The sequence below is a fragment of the Intrasporangium zincisolvens genome (genome assembly GCF_034724055.1).
GTDB lineage: Bacteria > Actinomycetota > Actinomycetes > Actinomycetales > Dermatophilaceae > Monashia > Monashia zincisolvens.
This window is the reverse complement of sequence record NZ_JAWIIL010000001.1, coordinates 587,167-599,356: the sequence shown is the minus strand read 5'-3', so window position 1 is coordinate 599,356 and position 12,190 is coordinate 587,167. Positions and strand designations below refer to the sequence as shown.

14 protein-coding genes are annotated in these 12,190 nt (G+C 74.8%); 5 read left to right on the top strand and 9 right to left on the bottom strand.

The genetic code is table 11. The features are described from left to right. Window positions 1–58: 58 nt before the first annotated feature. Complete coding sequence (locus RY076_RS02740; protein ID WP_323095927.1) at window positions 59–1,282, bottom strand: MFS transporter; 1,224 nt, start codon at window positions 1,280–1,282, stop codon at window positions 59–61. Between the two features lie 139 nt (window positions 1,283–1,421). On the opposite strand from RY076_RS02740, the gene RY076_RS02735 reads away from it, so the two are divergent. Further along, window positions 1,422–1,886, top strand: a complete 465-nt coding sequence (locus tag RY076_RS02735) for a MarR family winged helix-turn-helix transcriptional regulator (RefSeq protein ID WP_323095926.1) — start codon at window positions 1,422–1,424, stop codon at window positions 1,884–1,886. Between the two features lie 3 nt (window positions 1,887–1,889). Here RY076_RS02735 and RY076_RS02730 read toward each other — a convergent pair whose 3' ends face one another. The 7 genes from RY076_RS02730 to RY076_RS02700 all read right to left on the bottom strand — a co-directional run bounded on the left by RY076_RS02730 (window position 1,890) and on the right by RY076_RS02700 (window position 8,696). Next, window positions 1,890–2,609 carry a phosphatase PAP2 family protein gene (locus tag RY076_RS02730; protein WP_323095925.1) on the bottom strand — a complete coding sequence of 240 codons (720 nt, stop codon included), beginning with the start codon at window positions 2,607–2,609 and terminating at the stop codon, window positions 1,890–1,892. 83 nt (window positions 2,610–2,692) lie between these two features. After that, window positions 2,693–3,796 carry a DNA polymerase IV gene (locus tag RY076_RS02725; protein ID WP_323095924.1) on the bottom strand — a complete coding sequence of 368 codons (1,104 nt, stop codon included), beginning with the start codon at window positions 3,794–3,796 and terminating at the stop codon, window positions 2,693–2,695. Window positions 3,797–3,826: 30 nt separating this feature from the next. After that, a complete protein-coding gene (locus tag RY076_RS02720) occupies window positions 3,827–4,225 on the bottom strand; it encodes a hypothetical protein (protein ID WP_323095923.1) in 399 nt (132 codons plus the stop codon). Between the two features lie 67 nt (window positions 4,226–4,292). After that, the gene (locus RY076_RS02715; RefSeq protein WP_323095921.1) at window positions 4,293–5,546 is read right to left on the bottom strand and encodes a hypothetical protein; all 1,254 of its coding nucleotides are present in this window, start codon (window positions 5,544–5,546) and stop codon (window positions 4,293–4,295) included. Window positions 5,547–5,673: 127 nt separating this feature from the next. Next, window positions 5,674–7,824, bottom strand: coding sequence for a penicillin acylase family protein (locus RY076_RS02710; protein WP_323095920.1), 2,151 nt, complete (start codon window positions 7,822–7,824; stop codon window positions 5,674–5,676). Beyond that, complete coding sequence (locus RY076_RS02705) at window positions 7,821–8,231, bottom strand: TIGR03618 family F420-dependent PPOX class oxidoreductase (RefSeq protein ID WP_323095918.1); 411 nt, start codon at window positions 8,229–8,231, stop codon at window positions 7,821–7,823. Before RY076_RS02705 ends, RY076_RS02710 begins: the two co-directional genes overlap by 4 nt. Before the next feature lie 6 nt (window positions 8,232–8,237). Beyond that, the gene (locus RY076_RS02700) at window positions 8,238–8,696 is read right to left on the bottom strand and encodes a hypothetical protein (RefSeq protein WP_323095917.1); all 459 of its coding nucleotides are present in this window, start codon (window positions 8,694–8,696) and stop codon (window positions 8,238–8,240) included. 49 nt (window positions 8,697–8,745) lie between these two features. Between RY076_RS02700 and RY076_RS02695 the strand changes: the two genes are divergently transcribed. The 4 genes from RY076_RS02695 to RY076_RS02680 all read left to right on the top strand — a co-directional run bounded on the left by RY076_RS02695 (window position 8,746) and on the right by RY076_RS02680 (window position 11,175). Continuing rightward, window positions 8,746–9,144: a DUF2237 family protein gene (locus RY076_RS02695; RefSeq protein ID WP_323095915.1), complete on the top strand. Its 399-nt coding sequence runs from the start codon at window positions 8,746–8,748 to the stop codon at window positions 9,142–9,144. Continuing rightward, the gene (locus RY076_RS02690) at window positions 9,141–9,590 is read left to right on the top strand and encodes a hypothetical protein (RefSeq protein WP_323095914.1); all 450 of its coding nucleotides are present in this window, start codon (window positions 9,141–9,143) and stop codon (window positions 9,588–9,590) included. The genes RY076_RS02695 and RY076_RS02690 overlap by 4 nt, the downstream gene beginning before the upstream one ends. Window positions 9,591–9,607: 17 nt before the next feature. After that, window positions 9,608–10,405, top strand: coding sequence for a pentapeptide repeat-containing protein (locus RY076_RS02685; protein WP_323095912.1), 798 nt, complete (start codon window positions 9,608–9,610; stop codon window positions 10,403–10,405). 119 nt (window positions 10,406–10,524) lie between these two features. Beyond that, window positions 10,525–11,175, top strand: a complete 651-nt coding sequence (locus RY076_RS02680) for a hypothetical protein (protein WP_323095910.1) — start codon at window positions 10,525–10,527, stop codon at window positions 11,173–11,175. Here the strand turns inward: RY076_RS02680 and RY076_RS02675 are convergent. Further along, a complete protein-coding gene (locus RY076_RS02675; RefSeq protein ID WP_323095908.1) occupies window positions 11,132–12,157 on the bottom strand; it encodes an aminoglycoside phosphotransferase/kinase family protein in 1,026 nt (341 codons plus the stop codon). The two genes, RY076_RS02680 and RY076_RS02675, sit on opposite strands and share 44 nt — an antisense overlap. Window positions 12,158–12,190: the final 33 nt, after the last annotated feature.

The following is a 12,190-nucleotide window of genomic DNA, read 5'->3' as shown; positions in this document are numbered from 1 at the left end:
GCGTCATGGTCCCGTCGCCGTGCGGCCCCGACAACCGAATTGCCGGGGCCTCACGAGCTCAGCCGAGCGTCGCGAGCGAGCGGGCGTCGGCTGCCGGGTCCGACTCCGACCCGCTCATCGACCGTCGGCCCGACCGCCGGCCCGAGCGGACCGCGGCGAGCAGGACGACGAGGCCCAGGCCGCTCAGCGTCGCGCCGACCCAGAGGGGCGAGGTCCAGCCGAGGCCGCCTGCGATGGCCAGGCCCGAGAGCCAGACGCCGAGGAAGTTGCCGACGTTGAAGGCGGCGATGTTGGCCGAGGAGGCCATCGTCGGGGCGGCCGACGCGTGCTCGAGCACCCGCATCTGCAGGCCGGGCACCGTGGCGAACCCGAAGAAGCCCATGGCGAGCAGCATCGCGGCGGCGCCCCACCGGCTGCCGGCGAGCAGGCCGAAGGCGACGAGGGAGGCGCCGAGGGCCACGGTCAGGGTGACGAGCGTGCGGGTCAGGGCGCGGTCGGCCCAGCGGCCACCGAGGAGGTTGCCGGCGAAGAGTCCCACCCCGAAGAGCACGAGCAGCCACGGGACGGCCGACTCGGAGAACCCGGACACGCGCGTCAGGAGCGGCTCGACGTACATGAACGCCCCGAACATCCCGCCGAAGACGAGGACCGTCATGGCGAGAGAGAACCAGACCTGGCCCGAGCGGAAGGCCGACAGCTCGCTGCGCAGCGACCCGGCGCGGGACGACCGACCACTCGGCGCGTCGGGGACGAGGAGCGCGATCCCGACGAGGGCGAGGACCCCGACGACGGCGATCACCGCGAACGTCGCCCGCCAGCCCCACTGCTGCCCGACGAAGGTGCCGAGCGGGACGCCGAGGACGTTGGCGAGGGTCAGGCCACCGAACATGATCGAGATGGCGCCGGCCTTGCGGTCGGCCGGCACGAGCGAGGCGGCGAGCACGGAGCCGATGCCGAAGAAGGCGCCGTGCGCGAGGGCCGCGACGACGCGTCCGGCGAGCAGGGCCGCGTAGCCGCCGGCGAGGGCGGAGGCGGTGTTGCCGACGACGAAGAGCACCATGAGCGCGAGGAGGGCGCGCTTGGGTCGCCAGGCGCCGATGAGCGGGGTCAGGCCGAGCGCGCCGACGACGACCGCGAGCGCGTAGCCGCTGACGAGGTAGCCGGCGGTGGGGATCGAGACCGCCATGTCGGTCGCGACCGCCGACAGCAGGCCGGCGATGACGAACTCGGTGAGGCCGATGCCGAAGCCACCGAGGGCGAGGGCGACGAGGCCGAGAGGCATGCGAGGAGTCCTTCCGGGAGGACGCGGGAGCGTCGGGGCGCGTCGTTGTCGTCGCCGATAGGCCGCGTGTGCAACTAACTGACCCGGCCGAAGTTAGTTGCACACGCTGGATATTGCAAGCGCGGGTTAGAATCGGCGCATGGGTATCGCTGACACCGCCGTGGAGGTGCGCGCCTCCGGGTGGCGCACGCTCGCCGCGCTGCACGGGCACATCGAGGCCGCGCTCGAGCGCGAGCTGAGCCGCGAGCACGGCGTCTCCGTCGTCGAGTTCACCGTCCTCGACGCCCTGTCGCGCCAGGACGGCTGGCACATGCGGATGTCACAGCTGGCCCGCGCGGCCGCGCTGTCGTCGTCGGCCACGACGCGCCTCGTCAACCGGCTCGAGGAGCGTGGCCTGCTGACCCGCGTCCTCTGCGCCGACGACCGGCGCGGCATCTACACCGAGCTCACCGCGAGCGGCCGTCGCCTGCACCGGGCCGCGTCACCGACCCACGACCGCGTCCTCCAGGCGTCCCTCGAGCAGGCCCGCGACGTGCCCGAGCTCGCGCCGCTCGTCGACTTCCTCCACGCGCCGGCGTCCACGGTGCCCGCAGCGCACCGCTGAGGCTCAGACCTCGGAGCGCTCCCCCACCGGCTCGCCGACCACACGGCGCACGACGTCAGGGGCCGAGCCGTCGACCCACGCCTCGAGGCGGGCGTGCAGCCACGGCACGAGGGCCCACGTCGCGAACCACACGACGAGCACGCCCACGGCGACACCGGTGACGACGTCGTGCCAGTAGTGCGCCCCGGTCACCACGCGGGAGACCCCGACCGCGAGGGCGACCGGCGCGGCGAAGCGCCACCACGTCGGGGCGAGCACGACGACGGCGGTCGCGAGCGACGCGGCGATGACCGCGTGGTTGCTCGGCCACGAGTAGTCGCCCGGCGGCGGGCACGCCGCGAGCGGGTGCACGGCGAGGGTGCGGCACGGCCGCTCCTCGCCGACGACGGACTTGACGACCTCGCTCAACACGTAGGCACCGACCGTCGTGACCCCCGCGGCGACGGCCAGGGCGACGTGCTCGAGACCCCGTGACCGGGCCCGCCAGGCGAGGAAGGCCGCCGCGCCGAGCAGCACGAGGATGCCGAGCTCACCGACGACCTCGAAGAGCGCACCCAGCGGGCCGGGCAGCGCGGTGCCGAACGCCGCGGTCCCCCGGTAGAGCGGTTCGCGCGCCAGCGTGAGCAGCAGCACGAGCACGACGCACGCGCCGACGGCGGGCAGCACGCCGGAGCCGGCGATGCGGCGTCGGACGTCAGAGGTGCTGCTCGCGCGAAAAGACATGGGCACGACCGTAGGCCACGTTCCTGACAGCCGCCTGCCACCCCCCGGACAGGCTTCGGTCAGCCGGCGTCCACCCGGGTCGGCTAGAGGCGCCCGCGGATCGGGGTGCGCTCGACCGGGTCGCCCTCCTCTGGCATGACCATCTCGGCGCGGACGCCGAGCAGGCGCACCTCGCGTTCGGGGTCGAGGCGCCCGGCGAGCTCGACGGCCGCCGCGACGACGGCGTCGACGTCGGTGGTCGGGGCCGGCAGCTTGCGCGCCTTCGTCGAGGTGAAGAACGGGGCGTACCGCACCTTGAGGGTGACCCGGAAGACCGGGCGCCCCTCCTTGACGGTGTCCTCGAAGACCTGCGCGGCGAGGACCCGCACCGCCTCCTCGACCTGCGCCGGCGTCGTGAGGTTCTCCTGGTAGGTGGTCTCGCGGCTGTGGCCGCGGGCGACCCAGGGGGTGTCGTCGACGACGGCGGATCCCAGCCCGCGACCGAGCTGGTGGTACCAGACGCCCATCCGCGGGCCGAGCTCGCCGACGAGGACGGCCTCGTCGGCGTCGGCGAGCTGGCGCACGGTGTCGATGCCGTGCGCGGCGAGCCGCTTGGACACCTTGGACCCGATGCCCCAGAGGTCGACGGTCGGCCGCTCGCCCATGACCTCGAACCAGTTGTCGCGCGTCAGGCGGAAGACGCCGCGCGGCTTGCCGAAGCCCGTGGCGATCTTGGCCCGCACCTTGTTGTCGCCGATGCCGACGGAGCAGTGCAGGTCGGTGGCCTCGAGCACCGCCTCCCGGACGTGGGTGGCGAACGCCTCCGGGTCGTCGGTGTCGACACCGAGGAACGCCTCGTCCCAGCCGAGCACCTCGACGACGACACCGAGCGAGCGGAGGGTGTCCATGACCCGGCCCGACGCCTCCGTGTAGGCCTCGGCGTCGACCGGGAGGATGACGGCGTCCGGCACCTTGCGCGCGGCGAGCCGCAGCGGCATCCCCGAACCGACGCCGAACGCGCGCGCCTCGTAGCTGGCCGTCGACACGACGGCCCGCTCGGTCGGGTCGCCACGGCCGCCGACGATGACCGGCCGGCCGGCGAGCTCGGGGTGGCGCAGCACCTCGACAGCCGCGATGAACTGGTCGAGGTCGACGTGGAGCACCCAGCCTCTGGCTCGGGCGGCGCCGTCGGTCGTGCCGTCGGTCATGTCGCCATTGTGCCCACGACCACCGACGCCTCAGGAGTTGCCGATGCGCTTGCCGCGCTTGAAGGTGTAGGTCTCGTGCGCCTCGGCGTCCGCCCGCTCCGGTATTCCCGCGGCGAGGTCGGGGGTGGGGTCGGGGGTGGCGTCGGGGGTGGGGTCGGGGTCGACCCGGGCAGGGTCGAGGACCGGGTCGCCCGACAGGTCCTCCTCGGGCGGGGCCGCGGCGTCCTGGGCCTGCGCCGCGACGACGACACCGTGGTAGAGCATCAGGGCGGCCAGGGCCGTGACGAGCCAGGCCGACACCTCCAGACCGAGGCTCGTGTGGGCACCGCCGAGGTCGGACCGCAGGACGTGGAGGACGGCCGCGACCCCACCCACGAGGGCGGCGCCGACGAGCCACAGGGCAGCCGAGCGCCGCGTCGTTGTGCTCACGAGGTCACTCTCGCACAGCACCGCAGGTGCGGGAGGCGGGTCCGGCGCGACGTGCCGGGGCGTCGGTTCAGCGGCTCGCCCGCGCGGCCTGGGCCGCGCTCTTCCGGGCCGCCTTCGCAGCGGTCCTGGTCGCCTTGGCCTGGGCCTTGGCCTCCGTGGCCGCCTGCTTCGCCGCGGTCTTCACTGCGTTCTTGGCCGCCGTCTTGGCCGCGTGCTTCGGTGCGTTCTTCACCGCACCCGGGGCGGCGGACGGTGTCGCCTTCGCCGGCTTGGCTGTCTTCGCCGGCTTCGGCGTCTTGGCCGGGTTGAGCGTCTTCGCCGGGTGAAGGGGCTTCGCCGGAGCGGCACCGCCGACCAGCTCGGTGGGCAGCAGGCCCGTGCCGGTGACTGCGGCGAGGGCGTCGAGGCCGGGCTTGGGGGCGAACGCGTCGGCGGGCAGGAGCGGCGCCGTCGGCGTCGCGGCGGCGCGCACCACCTCGGCCGTGTGGGCCGTCTCGACCGCCCGCGGCGCGGGAGCCGTGGACCTGTTGTCGCGGTGCGGGCTCGGCGGCACGAGCGTGCCGGTCACCGACGGGACGGCGCTCAGCTCGGTGCTCGTGCGGCGCGGGGCGGCCGGCGCCTCCGACGCGGGGCCGGAGGCGGACGACGTCGGCGTGACCGCGTGCCCGGACGCGATCGGCGAGGAGACCGGGACGGGCACACCGTGCTGGACGGCGTCCTCGCGGCGGGCCGCGGCGTCGACCGAGCCGGCGATGAGCGCACCGACGGCCACGACGAGCAGGAGGCTTCCGCCGCGCAGGCCGCCGACGTGGTTGAGCGTCAGGCGCCCGAGGATGATCGCGGCAGAGGTGGCGAGCAGGGTCGAGACGCCGAGGACGACGAGGCCCCCGGTGGGGCCACCGATGAGCGTGCCGAGCACGACGAGGGCCGCCATGAGCGTGAAACCGAGGCCGGAGCCCTCGGGTAGGCGCCGACCACGAGGGCGGGCCAGCAGGTCGACGGTGTCGCGCGGCGCGAGGCCCGGTCGCGACGGGAGCGTGAACGCGGCGTCGTCGGCCTCGACGAAGGGGCGCGTCTCGTCGTCGCCGGTGAGGTCGACGTCGCTGCGGTCGACGTCGGCGGCGAGGGCGTCGTCCGGGGACGCCGGGCGGCCACCCAGCGACTCGGGCAGCGCTGCGGCCCAGAGGTGCCAGCCGCGCGGCGGCACGGGCCACTCGGGGTCGGGGAGCAGCCGCTCACCCGTCCCCGCGCCCACCGGCACGAGCGCGCGGTCGAGCGAGAGATCGAGCGCCATGCGGTGCATCGTCGTCGTCCTGGACATGTCCGGACCCCCTCCACCCCTCACGATCGGGACCCTCGACCCGACCCTTGCGGACCGTCCCACCGGTCCGTCAGGCTCGAGCGTACGGGGAAAGTCACGAAATGTCCCGTAAAAGGTAAAAGAATGGTCAAGTGCGCCGGGATCGCGCCCCGTCATCGTCGTGCACGGGGTAGAGGCGGCCGGTGAGCCACGCCGCGGTCTGGTCCGCGAAGTGCGGGTCGCCCTCGACGCCCGAGGCCCCGATCGGCACGACCCAGCGGCTCGCCGAGCGGCCCGCCAGGTCCCACACGTACCGCGCGACGGGCCCGCCGTACGCACGGTCGGTGACGCCCGGCGAGCTCGCCGCGGCGAGGACGCAGCCCTTGTCGCCCGGGACCGGGTCGGGCGAGACCGCCGGCGCACCGCCGACGCCGTCCAGGGCGTGGAGCGGGTCGAGGCGGTGGCGGTCGCCCCACACGGCATCGGGCCCGACCGACTCGGCGACGCGCTGGAGCGCCACACGGACGCCGATCGAGACGTCGATGCCGAGCGCACCCGCGCCCTCGACGAGCGTGTGCCAGCCGGCCCCGAGCTGGCCGAACGGGTTGGTCCAGGCCGCGAAGACCCTTGAGTGGCCGAGGGGTTCGCGGACCGCGGCGAGCTGCGGCTGCTCGGCGAACCACTGCACGAGGGCCGTCCGCCACGCCGCGAAGAGCACCGCCGGGTGGCTGTCGACGTCGCTGTGGCCGTCCCACGCCAGGAGCGTCTCGCGCACCTCGGCGGCCCCGCCGTCGACGACGGCCGCCTCGACGAGCGGACGCATCGGCTCGGCCTGGCCGTTGAGGGTGTCGACGTGGATCGCCGCGAAGTCGTCGACGGTGAGGTCGGTGCGGTCACCGACGAGGGCGCGGATCCGCTCGGCCCGGAAGGGGGTCGCGTAGTCGACGCCGAGCCCGCCGCCGCTCGCGCGGTCGTTGGCGCTGACCATGACGTCGTCGACGTCGGTCACCGGGGGCGTCCGGTAGCCACGCCACGCGTGGCGGGGGTCCCACGCCGCCAGCGGCAGCTCGAGGGCCGCGGGGTCGCGGTCGGGCACACGCCCGGCGATGACGTGCCGGACGCGTCCGGTGGTGTCGGCGACGAGCCCGCTGTTGACCGGCTCGACCCAGCGCGCGAAGGCCGCCTCGACGTCGTCGACGGTCCGGGCACGCAGCAGCGGCAGCAGTGCCGAGAAGCCGAGGTCCTCCTCGACGGCGGTGGGGGTGCGCAGGCTGTAGGCCGTTGGGTGCGCGCGCCGCGGGAAGGCGGCCGGGGCGTCCGACCGGTCCGACGCGTCGGCGGTGGCCCGGTCGAGCTCGGCCTCGAGCCCGGTGACGACCGGCCCACGGCGCGTCACGACGACGGGCACGACGACGTCGTCGCCGCCACGCACCCGCACGACCTCGCTCGAGGCGTCGGCCGGCTCCCAGCCGTCGACGCCGCGCGCCTCGAGGACCGGCCCGCCCGAAGCGCCGCGGCCGGTGACGCGCAGCGACTCGGTCGTGAGGTCCTGGTAGTCGGCCATGGCGTTGGTGATGCCCCACGCCACGGTGCCGGTGTGCGCGAAGTGCTGGACCCCGGGCACGCCGGGGAAGGTGAACCCGACGACGTCGAGCTCGGGGCAGGCCAGGCCCACCTGCTGGTAGCCGCCGGGCAGCTCGATGGTGCGGTGCGGGTCGCCGGCGATGAGGGGCAGTCCGCCGGCCGTGCGGTGCCCGGCGACGACCCACGCGTTGCTGCCGGAGCGGTCCGAGCCCTCGGTGCGCAGGAGCGGAACGACGTGCGCTCCGAGCCGTTCGGCGACGTGGGCGTTGAAGAGCTTGGACGGGAAGGTGCCGAAGAGCAGGTGGATGCCCCAGAAGATCCCGAGCGGGGTCCACGGCTGCCACGGTCGCGGCGCGGCGGCGTAGGCCTCGATGCCGAGCGTGCGTACCTCCGGGGCCTTCGAGAGGCCTTCTTCCAGTGTCGAGTTGACGCCGTCGACGTAGGCGGAGAGCCACTCCTGGGTCTCGGGGTCGAGCTTCTCGAAGCAGCGGCGGACCGTGGGTTCGAGGCGCACCTGGCGCGCGAACCGGTCCCAGTCCACGCCGTCGACCCCGACCTGCTCCGCCGTGCGCCCCTCCATCCGCCACCGGTGGTGCTCGATCTGCCAGGCGCGGTCGAGCGCGGTGACCTGCCCCTGGAGCCGGGCCAGCGCGATGACGTCGTCGGCCCACAGGTGCGGCACCCCGAGCGGGTCACGACGGACGCGTGCCGTCACCTCGCGTCCTTCAGCCGGCCCCACGCGTGCCAGCGGTCGACCTCGACGTGCGCCGTGACACGGGGCCGGTCGCGCACCCGGTACGGCTTGCCGGTGTAGTGCCGCGCGATGCGGTCGATGTCGCGCAGGTCGGTGTCGTCGAGCAGCTCGACGACGTGGCCCTGGAGGCTCACGTGCGTGATCCAGTCGTCCGGGTCGATGGCGCTGAGGGCGACCCGAGGCTCGCGGCGCAGGTGGGCCAGACGCGTGCGCCCGGCGTCGAGGTTGACGACGACGCGGCCCTCCTCGAAGAGGTACCACGTGGGCACCGACACCGGCTGGCCGTCGCGGCGCACGGTGCTCATGGTGGCGTGGTTGGGGCGGGCGAGGAAGGCGGCGACCTCGCCGGGCAGGGGCGGACGGCTCACGACGTGTCAGTCCTGCCCGCCGTGGGGCAGGTGGGCCTCGACCTGGCGGAAGAACGCGTCGGCGAGGCGCATGTACTGCTGGAGCGTCAGGCGGATGGGGTCGCCCGGGGCGAGGCGCAGCACCGTGCGCGCGGGGTCGAGGGGGGACCGCGGGTCGGCGACGAAGGTGCCGCCGTCCTCCATGAGCGAGCGGACGACGGCCCGCACCTCGTCGACGGCACCGCCGCGGCCGACGAGGGCGCGCGACCGCTCGCCGAAGTAGCCCTCGAGGACGATGAGCATGTTGTTGAAGTACTCGTACTCCAGCGACGCGAGCGCGCCTTCGAGGAGATCGACATCGGCGTCGCCGTGGTCGCGCGCCGCCTGGGCGACCTCGCGGAACATCGCCGCCTGGGTCTCCGAGCGCGAACGGCACGCGTCGACGTAGTCCTGATCGCTGTCGTCGTAGTCGCGCATGCCAGCCATGGGATCAGCGTAGTCACGCCGCCGCGGCTCCGGGCGATACCTTGGGCGCATGGCGGATCGGCGGGAGCGCAACGTGCTCGGCGGCGACCTCGAGCCCTGCGGCACCGACCCGCTCACCGGTTTCTACCGCGACGGCTGGTGCACGACCGGGCCCGAGGACCGCGGCAGCCACACGATCTGCGTCATCGCCACCCGCGAGTTCCTCGACCACCAGCGCGCCGTCGGCAACGACCTCGTGACACCGCGGCCCGAGTGGCGTTTCCCCGGGCTGTCGCCGGGCGACCGGTGGTGCGTCGTCGCCGCGCGCTGGCTCCAGGCCCAGCAGGACGGCGTCGCGGCCCCGGTGTTCCTCACCGCGACGCACGAGCGTGCGCTCGAGGTCGTGCCCCTGCAGCTGCTGCAGGACTACGCCGCCGACATCCCCGACGACCCGAGCTCGCTGCTGTGAACGCTCCGACGCCCTTCACCGCCGACGAGATCCGCGCCGGCTGCCCCGACGGCCGCACCATCACGCTGCTCGTCGAGCCGGCCGGCGGCGAGCCGTTCCGGCGGGTCAACCGCTACCGCGACGGCGACGCCGAGGGCGTCACGGTCGACCGCTGGACGCTCGGCCCCGACGGCGACCGGGTCGGCGAGGTCCAGGCGACGCGCTCGACGTGGCTCGAGCTGCAGGCCCACGCGTCCTTCCCCGCCGACGTCACGACCGTGACGCGCGAGACCGTGTCACTCCCCCTCGGCGAGGTCGAGGCGCTGTGCTACCGCGTCGGCGCGGGCGCGGACGCCGCCACGTTCTGGTTCGCCCCGGCGCACCCGGGCATGCCGGTCCGGTACGAGTCGCCCTCTGCCGCAGGCGGTGTCGACCGCACGACCGTCGTGTCCGACACGGTTTCGTGACGGCCGGGCAACCTCCCGTGCCGGTCCACGTGCCCGAGCTCGTGCCCGACTGCTCCCGCTGCTTCGGGCTCTGCTGCGTGGCCCTGCCGCTGACCCGCTCCGCGGACTTCCCCGTCGACAAGCCCGCCGGTGAGCCGTGCCGCAACCTCCTGTCCGACGACCGGTGCGGCATCCACGACCGGCTGCGCGAGACGGGCTGGAAGGGGTGCACGGTCTTCGACTGCTTCGGCGCCGGCCAGCAGGTGTCACAGGTGACCTTCGGCGGGGTGTCGTGGCGGCAGGAGCCGGGCACGGCGGCGTCGATGTTCGCCGTGCTGCCGGTGCTGCGCCAGGTGCACGAGGTGCTGGCGCTGCTCACCGAGGCGTCCGAGCTCGTGTCCACCGTGCCGGGCCTAGGGCGCGAGGCGGCCGGCCTGCGCGGGGAGCTGGACGCGCTCGTGGAGCAGGCGGCCGCGCTGAGCCGGGCCGACGCGTCGACGCTGCTCGCGCTCGACCTCGACGCCCTGCGGCGCCGCGTCGGCCCGGTGCTCGGACGCGTCAGCGCGCGCGTGCGCGCCTCGACACCCCGTCGCGGTGGGGGCCCCGACCGACGCGCGCGGCCCGGCGCCGACCTCGTGGGTGCCGACCTGCGCGGTGCGGACCTGCGTGGCGCGGACCTGCGAGGCGCCCTGCTCATCGCGGCCGACCTGCGCGGGGCGGACCTGCGCCGAGCCGACCTGCTGGGCGCCGACCTGCGCGACGCCGACCTGCGCGACGCCGACCTCGACGGGGTGCTCTACCTGACGCGTCCGCAGCGCGCCGCAGCCCGCACCTGAGCGTGGGCTCGAGATCCGATTCGGTCGTTCGGCCCCGAAACGGGTCATGACGTGACGACAATCATCGGGCCGGGCACCGCTGCCCGGCGACCGACGCCCGGCGACCGAGGGAGGCGACCGTGCACCCAGCCCGCACCGCGGCTGTCGCCGCGCTCGGCCCGGCTCTCGCCGTGGCCCTGGCCGTCAGCGTGTCGGCGTGCTCGTCGGGCAACCCGTCGGTCGAGCTGAGCCAGGCGCCGCAGGGTGCCGGGGTCCGCGACACCGTGAGCGTCACGGTGACCGACACGCAGACCGTCACCCGGACGGCCACGATCCCGGTGACCTCGACGGTCACGGTGCGGGCCACCCCGACCGTGACGGTGACATTGCTGCCGGCTCCCGCGCTGACGAGCAGCGCGCTCTTCAACCGCGCGACGGCCCTGGCCGGGTACGCCGCGCTGCTGTCGGACGTCCGCGCGCTCGACGGGATCCCGTTGAGCGGCAACGCGGCCGCCGTCCGCCTCGACATGATGACCCGCCACTTCTCCGCGCTCGGCGCGGGTGGCTCCCCGCCCGGCCTCGACGCGCCGACGTACTACGCACGGCTGGCCTCGCTCCGGCTCTTCACCGACGCCGCCACGCGCGAGGCTGAGGCCGGATCCCCGCAGGCGGCGGCCCGGTACGCCGTCATCCGTCAGGAGACGGGCACCTTCCTCGCCCTCGTCAACGGGGCGCTGTCGACGAGGTTCACGCTCCCCGCTCCGACGCCAGCGCCGACAACGAGTCGGTGAACCCGCCCCACGCCGTGGCCGAGTCCTCGTCGTCGGCATGCGGTTCGGCGAACCACGCGACGTAGAGCGCCACCTCGGTGAGGGCCCAGCGCAGCGACTGGAACCGCAGCTCGTCCGGGTCGACGACGCGGCCGGTGCGGGCCGCGTAAGCAGCCAGCACGGCGTCGGCCCGCGGCCCGGACGCCTCGCCCGCGACATGGAGGAGGTCGCGCGCCGGCGGCGCGAGCAGGAGGGTGTCCCAGTCGACGAGGTGCAGGCCGTCCGGCCCGTCGAGGACGTTGCGCCAGTGCGGCTCACCGTGGGTGACCACCCAGCCGCCCCGGGACGCGCGCACCTCGGCGGCGAGGGCGTCGTAGTCGTCGAGAGCTGCACGGACCGCGGCGGCGTTGTCGCGCAACGCGGTTCGTGCACGGATGGCGTACGGGCCGCCAGGCGGCAGGTCGCCGGGGTCGGCGGGGTCGGCCCCATCGGCACGGCGGAGCGCGGCATCGAGGCGCTCACGCTCGGGCAGGAGGAGGTCGTCGGTGGCGGCCGCGACGGCCAGCGGCGTGGCCTCGTGGAGCCGGGCCAGTGCGTCGACGACGGCGCCCAGCTGTGCAGCGGTCTGCGCCGAGGGCTCGGGCAGCCGGGGCGCGTCGAGCCAGGGCGTCACGGAGAGCCACCGGTGCCGCGCCGCCTCGACCGCGACGGACCGGTCGCACGCGGCGCGCGGCCCGACGACGAACGGCAGCCCGCTCGCCTCGAGGTCTGCCGCGGCCCGGAACGCGGCGAGCAGCGTCAGCGCCCGGCCGCCAGCACCGGTGCCCGCACCGTGGTCGTGCAGGGTGACGAACCAGCGCGCTCCGTCCGTGTCGCTGACCGACCAGTGGTGGGCACCGAATCCAACCGGTGCGTAGGCGATCTCGCGGGTGTCGATCCCCCACATGACTCGCAACGTGATCACGACGGTGCTCTCGGACACGTCGGTCGGCGGCGTCATCACGGCCCCGACGCTAGCGATCCCGGCGCCCCTTCG

Coding starts and splice junctions, on each gene's coding strand:
- RY076_RS02700 (WP_323095917.1), bottom strand. CDS start 8,696: ATGGCTGGCATGCGCGACTACGACGACAGCGATCAGGACTACGTCGAC.
- RY076_RS02730 (WP_323095925.1), bottom strand. CDS start 2,609: ATGTCTTTTCGCGCGAGCAGCACCTCTGACGTCCGACGCCGCATCGCC.
- RY076_RS02735 (WP_323095926.1), top strand. CDS start 1,422: ATGGGTATCGCTGACACCGCCGTGGAGGTGCGCGCCTCCGGGTGGCGC.
- RY076_RS02695 (WP_323095915.1), top strand. CDS start 8,746: ATGGCGGATCGGCGGGAGCGCAACGTGCTCGGCGGCGACCTCGAGCCC.
- RY076_RS02715 (WP_323095921.1), bottom strand. CDS start 5,546: ATGTCCAGGACGACGACGATGCACCGCATGGCGCTCGATCTCTCGCTC.
- RY076_RS02725 (WP_323095924.1), bottom strand. CDS start 3,796: ATGACCGACGGCACGACCGACGGCGCCGCCCGAGCCAGAGGCTGGGTG.
- RY076_RS02740 (WP_323095927.1), bottom strand. CDS start 1,282: ATGCCTCTCGGCCTCGTCGCCCTCGCCCTCGGTGGCTTCGGCATCGGC.